This is a genomic window from Nostocoides australiense Ben110, assembly GCF_001050535.1.
In the GTDB taxonomy this organism is placed as follows: Bacteria; Actinomycetota; Actinomycetes; order Actinomycetales; family Dermatophilaceae; genus Nostocoides_A; species Nostocoides_A australiense.
The window spans coordinates 2,905,119-2,919,272 of the sequence record NZ_HG764815.1 but is presented as its reverse complement, the minus strand read 5'-3'; the positions used below and the strand labels follow the sequence as shown (position 1 = coordinate 2,919,272).

14 protein-coding genes and 1 tRNA gene are annotated in these 14,154 nt (G+C 69.9%); 10 read left to right on the top strand and 5 right to left on the bottom strand.

Translation table 11 applies throughout. The features are described 5' to 3' along the window. The 3 genes from BN11_RS14045 to BN11_RS14035 all read right to left on the bottom strand — a co-directional run. Nucleotides 1-229 (bottom strand): 2-oxoglutarate dehydrogenase E1 subunit family protein (locus tag BN11_RS14045; RefSeq protein ID WP_048698628.1); only part of this gene is annotated, 229 nt, incomplete at its 3' end. A 159-nt stretch (nucleotides 230-388) separates the two neighbouring features. Beyond that, a complete protein-coding gene (locus BN11_RS14040) occupies nucleotides 389-1,231 on the bottom strand; it encodes an ABC transporter permease (RefSeq protein WP_048698627.1) in 843 nt (280 codons plus the stop codon). Next, entirely contained in the window at nucleotides 1,228-2,214 is a 987-nt protein-coding gene (locus tag BN11_RS14035; RefSeq protein WP_048698625.1) for an ABC transporter ATP-binding protein, read from the bottom strand. Before BN11_RS14035 ends, BN11_RS14040 begins: the two co-directional genes overlap by 4 nt. Nucleotides 2,215-2,325: 111 nt before the next feature. Here BN11_RS14035 and BN11_RS14030 point away from each other — a divergent pair, with 111 nt between their 5' ends. Next, nucleotides 2,326-3,675: a hemolysin family protein gene (locus BN11_RS14030; RefSeq protein ID WP_048698623.1), complete on the top strand. Its 1,350-nt coding sequence runs from the start codon at nucleotides 2,326-2,328 to the stop codon at nucleotides 3,673-3,675. Beyond that, on the top strand, nucleotides 3,672-4,703 hold the full coding sequence (locus BN11_RS14025; protein ID WP_048698621.1) for a hemolysin family protein: 1,032 nt from the start codon (nucleotides 3,672-3,674) through the stop codon (nucleotides 4,701-4,703). Before BN11_RS14030 ends, BN11_RS14025 begins: the two co-directional genes overlap by 4 nt. A gap of 28 nt (nucleotides 4,704-4,731) precedes the next feature. Here the strand turns inward: BN11_RS14025 and BN11_RS14020 are convergent, their stop codons facing one another. Continuing rightward, nucleotides 4,732-5,487 (bottom strand): alpha/beta fold hydrolase, encoded by a 756-nt coding sequence (locus BN11_RS14020; protein WP_235435610.1) that lies wholly within the window; start codon nucleotides 5,485-5,487, stop codon nucleotides 4,732-4,734. A 126-nt stretch (nucleotides 5,488-5,613) separates the two neighbouring features. Here BN11_RS14020 and BN11_RS14015 point away from each other — a divergent pair, with 126 nt between their 5' ends. Then, complete coding sequence (locus tag BN11_RS14015) at nucleotides 5,614-5,979, top strand: DUF7674 family protein (protein WP_048698620.1); 366 nt, start codon at nucleotides 5,614-5,616, stop codon at nucleotides 5,977-5,979. A 253-nt stretch (nucleotides 5,980-6,232) separates the two neighbouring features. On the opposite strand, the gene BN11_RS14010 is transcribed toward BN11_RS14015, so the two are convergent. Next, nucleotides 6,233-6,307 (bottom strand) — tRNA-Arg (locus tag BN11_RS14010). Between the two features lie 139 nt (nucleotides 6,308-6,446). Between BN11_RS14010 and BN11_RS14005 the strand changes: the two genes are divergently transcribed. The 7 genes from BN11_RS14005 to BN11_RS23875 all read left to right on the top strand — a co-directional run. Continuing rightward, nucleotides 6,447-6,953 (top strand): hypothetical protein, encoded by a 507-nt coding sequence (locus BN11_RS14005; RefSeq protein WP_048698619.1) that lies wholly within the window; start codon nucleotides 6,447-6,449, stop codon nucleotides 6,951-6,953. 70 nt (nucleotides 6,954-7,023) lie between these two features. Next, nucleotides 7,024-8,670 carry an arginine--tRNA ligase gene (argS, locus tag BN11_RS14000; RefSeq protein WP_048698618.1) on the top strand — a complete coding sequence of 549 codons (1,647 nt, stop codon included), beginning with the start codon at nucleotides 7,024-7,026 and terminating at the stop codon, nucleotides 8,668-8,670. Nucleotides 8,671-8,673: 3 nt separating this feature from the next. Continuing rightward, nucleotides 8,674-10,107 (top strand): diaminopimelate decarboxylase, encoded by a 1,434-nt coding sequence (gene lysA / locus BN11_RS13995; RefSeq protein WP_048698617.1) that lies wholly within the window; start codon nucleotides 8,674-8,676, stop codon nucleotides 10,105-10,107. Nucleotides 10,108-10,109: 2 nt separating this feature from the next. Then, nucleotides 10,110-11,447 (top strand): homoserine dehydrogenase, encoded by a 1,338-nt coding sequence (locus tag BN11_RS13990; protein ID WP_157044165.1) that lies wholly within the window; start codon nucleotides 10,110-10,112, stop codon nucleotides 11,445-11,447. A 5-nt stretch (nucleotides 11,448-11,452) separates the two neighbouring features. Further along, nucleotides 11,453-12,550 carry a threonine synthase gene (gene thrC, locus BN11_RS13985; RefSeq protein ID WP_048701531.1) on the top strand — a complete coding sequence of 366 codons (1,098 nt, stop codon included), beginning with the start codon at nucleotides 11,453-11,455 and terminating at the stop codon, nucleotides 12,548-12,550. Between the two features lie 14 nt (nucleotides 12,551-12,564). Then, complete coding sequence (thrB, locus tag BN11_RS13980) at nucleotides 12,565-13,527, top strand: homoserine kinase (protein WP_048701529.1); 963 nt, start codon at nucleotides 12,565-12,567, stop codon at nucleotides 13,525-13,527. Between the two features lie 285 nt (nucleotides 13,528-13,812). Beyond that, on the top strand, nucleotides 13,813-14,154 hold a 342-nt coding region (locus BN11_RS23875), incomplete at its 3' end, for a Rho termination factor N-terminal domain-containing protein (protein WP_048698615.1).

Here is a 14,154-nt window from a genome sequence, read left to right as displayed (position 1 = left end):
TGGGGGCCTCCGGCGCGGTCGCCGTGGGGGCCGCCGGAGCGGCGGGCCGCGTGCCGTTGCCACCGGTGCCGTTGCCGTGCGGGTGCTCCAGCTTGTAGGTCGAGAAGAAATCCCACCAGGCACGGTCGACGGAGTTGCGATCCTTCAGGTAGCTCTCGTAGAGCTCGTCGACGAGCCATTCATTCGGGCCGAAGGCCTCCATGGGATTCGCGGGGGTCGGGTCAGCCACGGCCGCACGCCTCTTTCACATCGTCATCGGTGACGGACAAAAAACGAACCTCACCAGGTTACCCCGCTCACTCGCCCGATGGCCCCGCCGTCCCAGGAGCGAGAACGGCGGGGCGAGCGGTGGTCACGGCAGCGGACCCGTCGGGACCCGGCCGCGGCCTCAGGCGACGTCGCGGCGCGTGGTGAGCCAGGCTCCGACGACGGCGAGCACGGCGGCATACGCAGCCAGGACCAGACCCGCCTGCCACCAGTGGGCGAAGTATTGGGACTGCGTCGCCGGATCCACCGTCTGCCCGGCGGTGGGGTCACTCGTGATGACCATATTGGCGGTGAGATTGCCTGGGATCCACTTCATCGCGGAGTACCACTCCTTGACGGAGAAGATAATGTTCAAGGCGATCTGGACCACGAAGGTGGCGCCCACGGCCAGCAGCACCGCGGCGATCTGGTTGCGGATCAGCATGCCGACCCCGAAACCGAACAGCATCCAGATCGCGAAGGCGATCAGCCCGATGCCGAGGGACTTCCAGACCTCCGTCTCGCCCAGCATCGTCGGCTGGTTCTTCACGAACTTGATGATCGAGGCGCCACCGGCGACGGACGCGATGGCGTGCACCACGGCATACAGCGCCCCGGTGACCGCGACCGCGACCATCTTCGAGAGCAGGACCACCCACCGGTTGGGGGTGGACAAGAACGTGGCGGAGATCGTCTTGTGCCGATACTCGCTGGTGATGAGCAGCACGCCGAGCGCCAGCGGGAAGAGGATCGTCATCTGCTGGATGATGCCGGCGTTGTAGATGAGCTGAGCGGTCCCGACGGTCATGTTCGCGAAGGGATTGCCCTGGCCGTTGTTGTCGCCGCCGGTCATCGCGGCGTTGCCGAGGAGGGCGGCGAAACCCATGGAGATCAGGGCGGCCAGCACGGCCATACCCAGGCCCATGCCCCACCACAGCCGGGTGGTGAAGACCTTGCGGATCTCGGATCTGATGGCCCCGATCACTTCTCGTTCCCTCCGTCGCGTCCGGCGATGGCGTCCATTTCGTGTGGAGCGGCGGCATCGGTGGCGCCGAGGTTGCGGTTCTGGCCCTCGGTGAGGGCGAAGAACATGTCTTCGAGGTCGCTGACCTGCGGCTGCAACTGCCATAGGGGCAGTCCGGCGCGCAGCGCGACGTCACCGATGAGGCGCAGGTCGTCGGTCTCGACGATCAGGCCGCCGTCGTCGGCGCTATGACTGGTGACGTCGGCGACCCGCAGGGCACCGGCCAGCGCGCCCGGGTCCGAGGTCCGCACGAGCGAGGTTGCCGGGCCGTGGAGTTCGGCCATCGTGCCGGAGCGGATCAGGCGACCGTTGGAGATGATGACGACGTCGTCGACGGTCTGCTCCACCTCTTGGAGCATGTGGCTGGAGACGAGGATCGTCTTGCCCTGGCCGGCGAGGTGGCGCATGAAGCCGCGCAGCCACCGGATGCCTTCAGGGTCCAGGCCGTTGGCGGGCTCGTCGAGGACGAGGACGTGCGGGTCGCCCAGCAGGGCGACGGCGAGGCCGAGCCGCTGTCGCATGCCCATCGAGTAGCCGCCGGCGCGTTTGCGGGCCGCCGCGGGTATGCCGACCAGCTCGAGCAGTTCGTCGACCCGGGTGTCGGGTATGCCGGCCGTGGCGGCAAGCACGCGCAGGTGGTCGCGGCCGGTGCGGCCGGGGTGGAAGTTGGTGGCCTCCAGGGCCGCGCCGACCGTGCGGATCGGCTCGGGGATCGTCTGGTAGGCACGCCCGCCGATCGTCGCCGTGCCACCGGTGGGACGGACCAGGCCGAGCAGCATACGCAGCGTCGTGGTCTTTCCGGCCCCGTTGGGGCCGAGGAAGCCGGTGACCCGACCCGGCTGGACCCGGAAGGTGAGGTTGTTGACGGCGAGGAAATCGCCGAAACGTTTGCTCAGGCCGTCGATCTCGATCGACGTGCCCGTCGTTGTTGCCGCCACGCTCATTCGCGGTTCCCCTCCTGCTGGCGTTCTCCTGTCGGGGGCATTCAATCAGGTGCCGGTGAACGTCGCGTGAGCACGGTTGCGTGGCGGGCGGGCCATTACGATGACGCCACTATGGTGCCCTGGCTGCTGCTGCTCGCGGCGATCGTCCTGACCGTGGGCACCGCCCTCTTCGTCGCCACCGAGTTCTCGCTCGTCGCGCTCGACCGGCCGACGGTGCAGCGGGCGGTCGACCAAGGCGATCACGAGGCGCAGACGGTGCTCACCTCGTTGCGCGGCCTGTCGACCCAGCTGTCGGCCGCGCAGGTGGGGATCACCCTGACCACCCTCGTGCTGGGCTTCATCGCCGAGCCGTCGATCGCGACCATTCTGCGGCCGGCGATCGATGCGGTCGGGGTGCCGGAGGGGGCGCTGGACACGGTCAGCAGCGCGGTCGCGCTCCTGTTCGCCACCTTGTTCTCGATGGTGTTCGGCGAGTTGGTGCCGCAGTTCCTCGGCATCAGTGCGCCGCTGCGGGTGGGCAAGAAGGTCGCCGGGCCGACGCGGGTGTTCGCGCTCGTGGCCAAGCCGCTGATCGCCGTCCTCAACGGCTCGGCCAACGCCTTCCTGCGGGCCGTGGGCGTCGAGCCGCAGGAGGAGTTGTCGGCGGCCCGGACGCCGCAGGAGCTGGCCTCACTCGTGGGTCGCTCGGTCCAGGCCGGGACGCTGGATGAGGGCACGGGGCGGCTGGTGGCGGCGTCGCTGCGTTTCGGGGCGCAGACGGCCGAGGACGTCATGACGCCGCGTGGCCGGGCGTGGAACATCGAGCGCACCGCGAGCGCCGCCGATGTCGTGGAGTTGGCCCGGCAGACCGGGCACTCCCGCTTCCCCGTCACCGCCGGCGACTGGGACGATGTGGACGGGATCGTGCACGTCAAGGCGGCCATCTCGGTGCCGCGCGGGCGGCGGGCGGCGGTGCCGGTGTCGGCGCTGATGACGCCGCCGGTCGTGGTGCCGGAGACGCTGCGGCTCGACCCCCTGCTCGACCTGTTGCGACAGTCGGGCCCGCAGTTCGCCGTCGTCGTGGACGAGTACGGCGGGGGGGCGGGGGTGGTCACCCTCGAAGACGTCGTCGAGGAGATCGTCGGTGACGTGGGGGACGAACACGACCGGTCGGAGACGACGGGGCGGCGCACGGTGGACGGGTCGTGGATCGTGCCGGGGCTGTGGCGTCCGGACGAGGTGCGCTCCCGGGTCGGTGCAGCGATGCCGGACGGGCCGGAGTACGAAACGGTCGGCGGCTTTGTGATGGCGGCGCTGGGGCGGGTGCCGGACGTCGGGGATGTCGTGGACCTGCCCGACTGGCGGATCACCGTGGTCGACATGGACGGCCGCCGGGTCGACCGGTTGCGGATGGTGCCGCTGCCGCCGGAGGGGGCGGAGGCCGACCCGGCGGGTGCCGGCTCTGCGGAGGCGGCGTCATGAGCCCGGCCTTCTGGATCACGATCCTGCTGCTCCTGCTCAACGCCTTCTTCGTCGGGGCGGAGTTCGCGGCCATGGCCGCGCGGCGCAGCCAACTCGAACCGCTGGCCGAGGGCGGCAGCCGGGCGGCACGCGTGTGCCTGGAGGCATCGGAGCAGATGGGCAGCGTGCTCGCGTGCGCTCAGCTCGGCATCACCGTGTGCTCGGTGCTGCTCGGTGCCGTGTCCGAGGCCGCGCTTCACCACGCGATGGAAGGGCCCCTGGAGGCGCTCGGGGTGCCGGACGCGGTCGTGAGCGGGCTGGCGCTCGCACTGGCGCTGCTCGTCGTCGTCTATCTGCACGTCGTCGTCGGCGAGATGATCCCCAAGAACCTCTCGATCGCCTCGCCCGAGCGGGCGGCGCTGGTCCTGGTGCCGCCCCTGTTCTGGCTGACGCGGGCCTTCCGTCCGTTCATCCATGTCATGGAATCGATCGCCAAGGGGATCGTGCGGCTGCTCGGGATCGAGCCCAAGGACGAGGTGACCAGTGCCTACACCGCCGAAGAGGTGCACCACATCGTCGAGGAGTCGCACCGGGAGGGCCTGGTCGAGGAGGACCAGTTCGACCTGCTCGGCGCGGCGCTGGAGTTCAGCGACAAGACGGCGGGCGACGTGGGAGTCCCGGTCGGGGACCTCGTGACCCTGCCCCAGGGCGCGACGCCGGAACAGGTGGAGCGCCTCGTCGCCAAGACCGGCTTCTCGCGGTTCCCGACGGTCAACCCCGCGGGTGAGGTCTCGGGCTACCTGCACCTGAAGGACGTGCTGTATGCCGACGCCGACGACTACCACCTGCCCGTCCCGGCCAAGCGGCTGCGCCGCCTGGCGACGGTGCGTCCGGAGGATGAGGTCGAGGACGTGCTGGCCACCATGCAGCGCACCGGCACCCACCTGGCGCGGGTGGTCGGCCCCGACGGGGCGGTGCGCGGCGTGGTCTTCCTCGAAGACGTCATCGAAGAGTTGGTCGGCGAGGTGCTCGACGACTCCCAGCGGTGACTGCTCTTCTGATCACGTGACACGAGAGTCATCGTCCGGCCGCTGACACGAGGTCATCGTTGGCCCGTCGCCAGGCCTCGGCCATCGAGGCGCCGCCGTGGCCGTCGCCCTCGTCGACGATCAGGCGCGAGCCCGGCCAGGCCCGGTGCAACTCCCACGCGGTGACCAGCGGGCTGGAGATGTCGCGGCGGCCGTGAATGAGGGTCGCGGGTATGCCGCGGAGCCGGTCCATGCGCTGGAGGAGCGGCGGCGCGCAGAACCCGTCATGTGACCAGTAGTGAGTGGCGAGACGCACGAAGGCGTGCCGGAAGCGGTCGTCGGCCCATCGGGGATCTCGGCGGAATCCCCCGGCACCGATGGCCACGTGGGTGTCTTCCCACAACGCCCATTCCTGCGAAGCGGCTTCTCGGACAGCAGGATCGGCCGACTCCAGGAGTGCCGAGTAGGCCGCGACGAGCCGAGTTCTCGGCTGCTCGGACGTGCCGCGCTGGTAGCCGGTCCCGGCCTCCTCCGCATGCCGCGCGAACCGGTCCCAGGCCTCGGGAAAGATCGCGCCGACACCCTCGGTGATCCAGTCGCCCTCGCGCCGGCTGGTCGTCGTCACGGCGAAGAGCACCATGCCCAGCACACGGTCGGGGTAGGCCTGGGCATAGGCGAGCGCCAGAGTGCTTCCCCAGGAGACCCCGTTGACGATCCAGGCGTCGATGCCGAGGTGGGTCGGCAGGGCCTCGATGTCATCGAGGAGGTGTTTCGTGTCGTTGTGTTCGCGACCTGTTCGCCGCAGCGCGCGAGTTCTTCGCCCTGCCGCAAGCCGACAAGGATGCCGTCGCGATGCTGGGCAGCCACACTTCCGCGGCTACAACCGGACCGGCGGCGAACTGACCCAGGGCCGAGTCGATTGGGTTGCCGGATGATCCGTCCGCAGGACGTGCTGCCCACGGTGCTCGAGGCGGCGCCGGCGGTCGCCGCGTGCCTGCCGGTGGATGACGACGAGGAGCGACTGCCCTATGTCGATGCCGCGTATGTGGCGGCCTATCTCGTCGACTGCGCGCGCCGTGGCCGGGCGGCCGAGGTGGACGCTCTGCTCGGCGTCATCGAACAACTGCTCGTCGACGGCACCGCTGAGGTACGCGAACTGGCCGCGATCGGCTATTTGGAGTCGGCGCAGGGCGCGGTCGAGAGAGGCGAGCTCCCGGAGGCCGCCCTCGTGGACCGGCTCGGCCCGGCGTCGGCCCAGGCCTGGCGCGACCTGGCCCGGTTCTGGTCCGCCAACTAGGCCCGCCGAGTCAACCGCTTTGTCGTGCAAGCCCATTCGGCTGCGCCGTGGGCTCCGCGTGGTGCTCGCCGTGGAGACCGGCGCCGCCGACGACCCGGCCGGGCAATGTGTGGGTGGCGTGGTAGCGAAGACTCGTCGATAGGCACTGTTGACGGAGCAAACTCCACGCTCCGCTCCGTAGGAGCCTTGTCGCAGCGGTGAGATGTGGCGCCGAAGCTTCTGAAATTCTGCGATACGCAGGTGGTGGGTTGGTTGGTGCCCCCGGCAGGATTCGAACCTGCGCTCCCGCCTCCGGAGGGCGGTGCTCTATCCCCTGAGCTACGGGGGCCGTATGCCGTGCGCTGCGGCACGTGGCGCGAGCAGTGAGGCTACCAGCACCGGACTCCCGACCGTGAATCGGCCGGGAATCTGGTCCGGCCCGGCCGTCGGCCAGGCCGAGATACCGGTGCAGCCATACGGTTGGGGTGGTGAGTTGCCGGTACTACTACTTCCTGACGCTGCCGCTGGCGCCCACCACCGACCAAGCGGTCATCGACGCCTTCCGAGCCGTCGCCGAAGGGGGTCGCCCCAGCGCGAGCGACCTGCAGCGCGTGCCGCGCTTTCCCGCCGAGATCATCGCCGGCTGGGACCGCTGGCTGGCAGCGGACGAAGGTGGCGGTCCTCTGGCCGGCGCCCCCGTGAAGCTGGCCCGAATCGAGGGGGGTGACGGCCCGCTCGCCCTGACGATCGAGTTCAGCATCCACGACGACGCCAACGCCGACGGCGGCTGGGTGTTCGAGTACTGGCTCTACACCGTGAGTGCCCCGCCCGTCCCGGGGACCCGGCAGGTCGTCGGCATCCGGCAGGCCGATCGGTGGGACGAGCCCGAACTGATCTCGCTCGGTGACGACGGGGTCCGCGTAGGGGAGCGTTTCCTGTCCTGGCCCGACCTGCGAGCCGCCCTGGCCGGACACCTCGACGCGTCCGCGCCGTGACAGTGCCGTCCCACCGGGGCGCGGTGGAATGGTGGCGCACGGGCCCACGCGCGCTCCGTAGAATCGCCCGGTGACCCCCGAACAGCTGGCCGCCGCGATCCGCGCTGCCCTCGCCGACCTCGTCGCCGCCGGCGAGTTCGATCTCGAGGTGCCCGAGACCCTCCGGGTCGAGCGTCCGCGGCAGGCCGGGCACGGGGACTGGTCCACCAATGTCGCGATGCAGCTGGCCAAGACGGCCGGTATGCCGCCGCGGGACTTCGCCGGCAAGCTCGCCGGCGCGCTGGAGCAGGTCGCGGGGATCGCCGCCGTCGAGGTTGCCGGGCCCGGGTTCATCAATATCACCCTGGATGCGGCGAGCGCCGGCGAACTCGCGCGCACCATCGTGGAGGCGGGCGCGGCATACGGTCAGGGCACGAGCGAGGCCGGCCGCGTCGTCAACCTCGAGTACATCTCGGCAAACCCCACCGGTCCACTGCACATCGGCCACACCAGGTGGGCGGCGCTCGGCGACGCGATGGTCCGGCTGTTGCGCGCGGCCGGCGCCGAGGTCGCGGCCGAGTACTACATCAACGACGCCGGCGGCCAGGTGGCCAAGCTCGGCGGGTCGGTTCTCGCGAAGCTGCGCGGCGAGGCGGCGCCCGAGGGCGGCTACGACGGAGAGTATGTCGACGGGCTGGCCGAGCAGGTCCGCGCGGGGCGCCCCGACATCCTCGACCTGCCGGCCGACGAGGCGCTGCAGGCCGCCTGGGATGTCGCCTACCCGATCCAGCTCGCGGCGATCAAGCAGACCCTGGCCGATTTCAATGTCGCCTTCGACGTGTGGTTCTCCGAGAAGGGCCTGCACGACGCCGGCGCCGTCGAGCAGGCGGTCGCGCGGCTGCGTGAGCAGGGACACGTCTTCGACCAGGACGGTGCGATCTGGTTGCGCACCACCGATTTCACCGACGACAAGGACCGGGTGCTGATCCGGGCCAACGGCGTGCCGACCTATTTCGCCGCCGACGCCGCCTACTACCTGAGCAAGAAGGACCGGGGCTTCGACGAGAAGATCTATCTCCTCGGCGCCGACCACCACGGCTATATCGGCCGGCTCAAGGCGATCGCCGCCTGCGCCGGCGACGATCCCGAGCACAATATCGAGGTCAAGATAGGCCAGCTGGTCAATATCGCCGGCGAGCGCATGGGCAAGCGACGCGGCAACGCCCTCTATATGGACGAGCTGATCGAATGGATCGGCCCGGATGCGCTGCGCTACTCGCTCGCCCGCTACCCCTCCGACAGCCCGCTCTCGCTCGACGGGGAGGAGATGCGCCGGCAGACCAACGACAATCCCGTCTTCTACGTCCAGTACGCGCACGCGCGCACCTCCAACGTCGCCCGTCTGGCCGCCGAGGACGGCGTACATCGGGAGGACGGCTTCGACCCGTCGCTGCTCACCGACCCGACCGAAGCGGCGCTACTCGCGGTGCTCGGCGACTTCCCGCGTGTCACGGCGCAGGCCGCGTCGTTGCTCGAACCGCACCGAGTCGCGCGCTACCTGGAAAACCTCGCCGCCCACTTCCACAAGTGGTACGACACCTGCCGCGTGCGGCCGATGAATGCCGACGAACCCGTCACCGACCTGCACCGGACGCGCCTGTGGCTCAACGATGCCACGCGCACGGTGTTGGCGAACGGCCTTGGGCTGCTTGGCGTTTCGGCGCCCGAGAGGATGTAGCCCGTGCGCGCGCATGAGGCGGGAGTCCTGCACGCGGACGGCTATGGCGGCCCGCCGATCTATCTGCCCTTCCCCGATGACGTCATGGCCCTCACGCCGGCGCTGTGGAGCCGGACTGTGCGACGCCGGGACGACGGCGTGCTCGAAGTCGGGGGAGTCAGCGTCCTGGACCTGGCGCGGGAGCACGGCACCGCGGCATACATCCTGGACGAGGCCGACTTCCGGGCCCGGGCAGGCGCATTCCGCGACGAATATGCCGCCGCGTTCGCCCATCTCGGCGGCGCCGACGTCTATTACGCCGGCAAAGCGTTCCTCTGCTCGGCCGTCGCACGGTGGGTCATGGAGGAGGGTCTGAACCTCGACGTCTGCACGGGCGGAGAACTGGCGGTCGCGCAGCGGGTCGGGTTCTCCGGCGAGCGGATCGCCCTGCACGGCAACAACAAAACCCTGGCAGAGATCCGCCAGGCGTTGAGCTATGGCGTGGGCCGGATCGTCGTCGACTCCTTCGCCGAGATCGAACGGATCGTCGCGGTCGCCACGGAACTCGGGGTCGTCGCGCCGGTCATGCTGCGCGTCACGGTCGGTGTCGAGGCGCACACGCATGAGTTCATCGCCACCGGCCACGAGGACCAGAAGTTCGGGTTCAGCCTCGCGGGCGACGTCGCCTTCAACGGCGTCCGCGAGATCCTCGCGCACCCCGGTCAACTGCGCTTCCTCGGCCTGCACAGCCACATCGGCAGTCAGATCTTCGACACGGCCGGGTTCGAGACGGCCGCCCGGCGGCTGGTGCGGCTCCACCATCGCATCGCCGACGAACTGGGCTGTGCCGCACCGGAAATCGACCTCGGTGGCGGCTATGGGATTGCCTATACCAGCCAGCACACCCCGCTTTCGACGGCCGTGCTCGCCGAGGAGATGTCCCACATCGTCGAGCAGGCCTTCAAGACCGTCGGCGACGGGTCGCTCGACGATGTGCCCCGGGTCAGCATCGAGCCGGGACGAGCGATCGTGGGCCCGGCGATGTTCACCCTGTATGAAGTGGGCACCGTCAAGCCGGTCACGGTCGCGGACGGTCACGTGCGCACCTATGTATCCGTCGACGGCGGGATGAGCGACAACGCCCGCCCCGCGCTGTACGACGCGGACTTCTCCGTCACCCTCGCCAACCGCGCATCCTCTGCCGCGCCGCTGGTCGTGCGCGTCGTCGGCCGCCACTGCGAGGCGGGGGACATCGTCGTGCAGGACGAATGGCTGCCGGCCGACGTGACACCCGGCGACCTGCTCGCCGTGCCGGGCACCGGCGCCTACTGCCGGTCGCTGTCGAGTCAGTACAACCACACGCCCCGGCCGCCGGTCATCGCGGTGCGCAACGGTGAGTCGCGCGTCCTGATCCGCCGGGAAACCATCGACGATCTGCTGGGACTGGATGTGGGATGAGCATGAGTGAACACACAAACCCTCTGGGCGACAAGCCGATCCGAGTCGCGCTGCTCGGCTGTGGCGTCGTCGGCTCCTCCGTGGCGCGCATGCTCGTCGAAAGCGCCGACGATCTGCGCGCCCGCATCGGCGCGCCCGTCGAACTCGTGGGGATCGCCGTGCGCCGGGTCGGCAAGGACCGCAGCGATGTCCCGGTCGACCCTGCACTCTTCACCACCGATGCCGAGGACCTCGTGACGCGCGCCGACATCGTCGTCGAGGTCGTCGGTGGCATCGATCCGGCGCGCGGGCTGCTGCTGAAAGCGATGGAGAGCGGCGCCTCCGTGGTGACCGCCAACAAGGCTCTGCTCGCCGAGGACGGCCCGACCCTCTATGCCGCCGCCGACGCGGCCGGCGTCGACCTCTACTACGAAGCCGCCGTGGCCGGTGCCATCCCGATCCTGCGTCCGATGCGCGAATCGCTCGCCGGTGACGATGTCACCAAAGTGCTCGGGATCGTCAATGGCACAACGAATTTCGTGCTCGACAAGATGGACACCACCGGCGCGGGATTCGAGGAGACGGTGGCGCAGGCACAGGCGCTGGGCTATGCCGAGGCCGACCCGACCGCCGACGTCGAAGGCTTCGACGCCGCCGCCAAGGCAGCCCTGCTCGCCTCCCTCGCCTTCCACACGCGCGTCAAGGGCGCTGACGTCTTCCGCGAGGGCATCAGCGATGTCACGGCCGCCGATATCGCCGCCGCCAAGGCCATGGACCATGTCGTCAAGCTGCTCGCGATCTGCGAACGCACGACCGGCCAGAACGGCACGAGCGGTGTCAGCGTCCGGGTGCACCCCGCGATGATCGCGCGCACTCATCCGCTGGCGTCGGTCCGCGACGCCTACAACGCGGTCTTCGTCGAGGCCTCGGCCGCGGGACAGTTGATGTTCTACGGCCGTGGCGCCGGCGGCGACCCGACCGCCTTGGCCGTCCTGGGCGACCTCGTCGCGGTGGCCCGGCACATCGTCGCGGGCGGGCGCGGACCGGGGGAGTCGGCATACGCCGATCTGCCCATCCTCGACGTCGGCGACTCCGTGACCCGCTATCACATCAGCCTCGACGTGGAGGACCGGCCGGGCGTGCTAGCGCAGGTGGCTCAGGCGTTCGCCGACACCGGCGTGTCGATTGAGACTGTGCGCCAACACATTCGGACCAACTCCAGCTCCGGCGAGGCCCGAGCCAATCTCGTCATCGTCACCCATGCGGCGACCGAAGCGGCCCTGGCCGCCACGGTCGACGCCCTGGCGGCCAGTGAGGTCGTCGCCGAAGTCGTCTCTGTGATGCGTGTGGAAGGAGCATGATCCCCATGGCCCACCAGTGGCGTGGCGTGATGCGCGAGTATGCCGATCGGTTGCCGATGCTGGACGGGGCGCCGGTCATCACCCTGCACGAGGGAGGGACCCCCCTCATCGCCGCCGAGAAGCTCTCGGATCGCGTCGGGGCGCGCGTCTTCGTCAAGTACGAAGGACTGAACCCCACCGGTTCCTTCAAGGACCGCGGCATGACGACGGCCATCTCCATGGCCGCCAAGCACGGCGCCAAGGCGGTCATCTGCGCGAGCACCGGCAACACGAGCGCGAGCGCCGCGGCATACGCCACGAAGGCCGGTATGACGTGTGCCGTCCTCGTGCCCGACGGCAAGATCGCCATGGGCAAACTGAGCCAGGCCATCGCGCACGGCGCGACGCTGCTGCAGGTCGAGGGCAACTTCGACGACTGCCTCACCGTGGCCCGCAAGCTCGCCGAGGTCTATCCGGTCGACCTCGTCAACTCGGTCAACCCGGCACGCATCGAGGGCCAGAAGACCGCCAGCTTCGAGATCGTCGACGCGCTCGGGGACGCCCCGGACATCCATTGCCTGCCCGTCGGCAACGCCGGCAACATCACGGCATATTGGAAGGGTTATCGCGAATACGTTGCGGGACACGGCATTCCCGACGTGCCGGACGGCCCGGCGACGAAACGACCGCAGATGTGGGGCTTCCAGGCAGCCGGGTCCGCGCCCATCGTGCTGGGCCACCCCATCGACCAGCCCGAGACCATCGCGACCGCGATCCGGATCGGCAACCCCGCCTCGTGGCAGCAGGCCGAAGAGGCCCGCGACGACTCCGGCGGACGCATCGAGGCGGTCACCGACCAGCAGATCCTCGAGGCCCACCGGCTGTTGTCGAGCACCGAAGGCATCTTCGTCGAACCCGCCTCGGCGGCGAGCGTCGCGGGCCTGTTGCAGGTGCACGCGGCCGGCGGCGTCCCCGACGGCGCGACGATCGTGTGCACTGTCACCGGCCACGGACTGAAGGATCCCGACTGGGCGCTCAAGGGGCTCGACGGTGAACCCGTTGCGCCGCAACGCATCCCGGTGGATGTCTATGGCGCGGCGGTCGCGCTCGGCCTCGACGGCTGACGATGCCCGGGGAGATGCCGGGGACGACCTGGCGCGCAGGACACCAGGTCACGGTGGAGGTGCCGGCGAGCAGCGCCAACCTCGGGCCCGGTTTCGATGCCGTCGGCGTCGGCCTGGACATCCGCGACTCCTGCACCGTCGCCGTCCGCGAGGGGAGGGGTGTCGCCGTCGTCGTCACGGGCGAGGGCGAGGGAACCGTGCCCACCGACGACCACCACCTCGTCGTGCGCGCCATGCGTCGCGCGTGGGAGGTCCTCGGCGTCGCGGGGCCGCCGAGCCTGCACATCACGTGCGGCAACGCGGTGCCGCACGGCCGCGGACTGGGATCCTCGGCGACGGCCATCGTCACGGGCATCAGTGCGGCATACGGCCTTTGGACGCTCGCACACGAGGGCGACGGCCGGCTCGACCTCGACGTCATCAACGACCTCGCGGCCGATCTCGAAGGCCACCCCGACAACTCGTCCGCGAGTGTGTTCGGCGGGATGACCCTGAGCTGGCTCGACGACCGAACCGGGCGGGACGGCATCCCGCATACGCGCACGGTGCGCCTGACCCCGCACCCGAGCATCCGGCCGCACGTGCTCGTGCCCGACGCGCAGCTGAGCACTGCGACCGCCCGAGCGGTCCTGCCCAGCCAGATCCGTCTGGCCGATGCCGCCGCCAACTCGGCCCGTGTCGGGCTCCTGGTGCACGCGATGACCGCCGACCCGGCGCTGCTGCTCCCGGCAACGCGCGACTACCTGCACCAGGAGCCGCGCCGGCCGTCGTATGCCGCGTCCATGGCCCTGGTGGATGCGCTGCGCGCGGCCGGGGTGGCTGCCACCATCTCGGGCGCCGGTCCCTCGGTGCTCGCGCTCGCTATCGACGCGGAGCAGGCCGCGCTCGTGACCTCGAGCGCACCGGCGGGCTGGCGCGTCGTGGCGCCGGGGTTCGCGGACACCGGGGCGCGGCTGGTGGCGGCGGCCGGAGGCTAGATCACGTTATGGGAATAGCGGTCGGCCGAGTGTGCGTTATTCGGACATCGCGGTGTACAGTGACACCGCAAGCGCAAGGGGCAGTCGGCTGAAGATCGCCGCGCCCACCGCGACCTGCAAAATCACTCTCTGCCCTTTCGTTGCGTTGCTCTCCAGGGTCCCCCCGAGGCTGCGGCACTAGGCGGAGAACTCCTCAGCTGTCCCGCCAATTCGACGGGGCCGCAACGTAATCCAGGTCGTATCCCCTCATCTGGGGATGGGCCTCATCCGAGGAAAGGGTCCTTCGTGACCGACACCACCACTCTCGAACCCGCGGCTGCAGCGGGCGAGAGGCCGCGCCGTTCCGGCGCCTTGACCGCCATGCGCCTCGCCGAGTTGCAGGGGCTGGCCAGCAGCATGGGGATCACGGGCACCTCCAAGATGCGCAAGGGCGACCTGATCGACGTGATACGGGCCAAGCAGTCCGGCACCTCGCTCGCCAGCGCGGACACCACCGGCGCCCACTCCACTGGCACTCAGTCCACTGGCACTCAGTCCCATAGCGACCAGTCCACTGGCATTGTCTCGACTGGCACCCAGACCACCACCCGCCGCCGCGCCGGCCGCCCCTCGGGCGAGCCGAAGGCC

What these genes read in the sequence shown, in the direction of transcription:
- BN11_RS14035 (WP_048698625.1), bottom strand. Translation starts at nt 2,214, where the DNA reads ATGAGCGTGGCGGCAACAACGACGGGCACGTCGATCGAGATCGACGGC.
- BN11_RS14030 (WP_048698623.1), top strand. Translation starts at nt 2,326, where the DNA reads ATGGTGCCCTGGCTGCTGCTGCTCGCGGCGATCGTCCTGACCGTGGGC.
- BN11_RS14025 (WP_048698621.1), top strand. Translation starts at nt 3,672, where the DNA reads ATGAGCCCGGCCTTCTGGATCACGATCCTGCTGCTCCTGCTCAACGCC.
- BN11_RS14015 (WP_048698620.1), top strand. Translation starts at nt 5,614, where the DNA reads ATGATCCGTCCGCAGGACGTGCTGCCCACGGTGCTCGAGGCGGCGCCG.
- BN11_RS13990 (WP_157044165.1), top strand. Translation starts at nt 10,110, where the DNA reads ATGAGTGAACACACAAACCCTCTGGGCGACAAGCCGATCCGAGTCGCG.
- thrC (WP_048701531.1), top strand. Translation starts at nt 11,453, where the DNA reads ATGGCCCACCAGTGGCGTGGCGTGATGCGCGAGTATGCCGATCGGTTG.
- thrB (WP_048701529.1), top strand. Translation starts at nt 12,565, where the DNA reads ATGCCGGGGACGACCTGGCGCGCAGGACACCAGGTCACGGTGGAGGTG.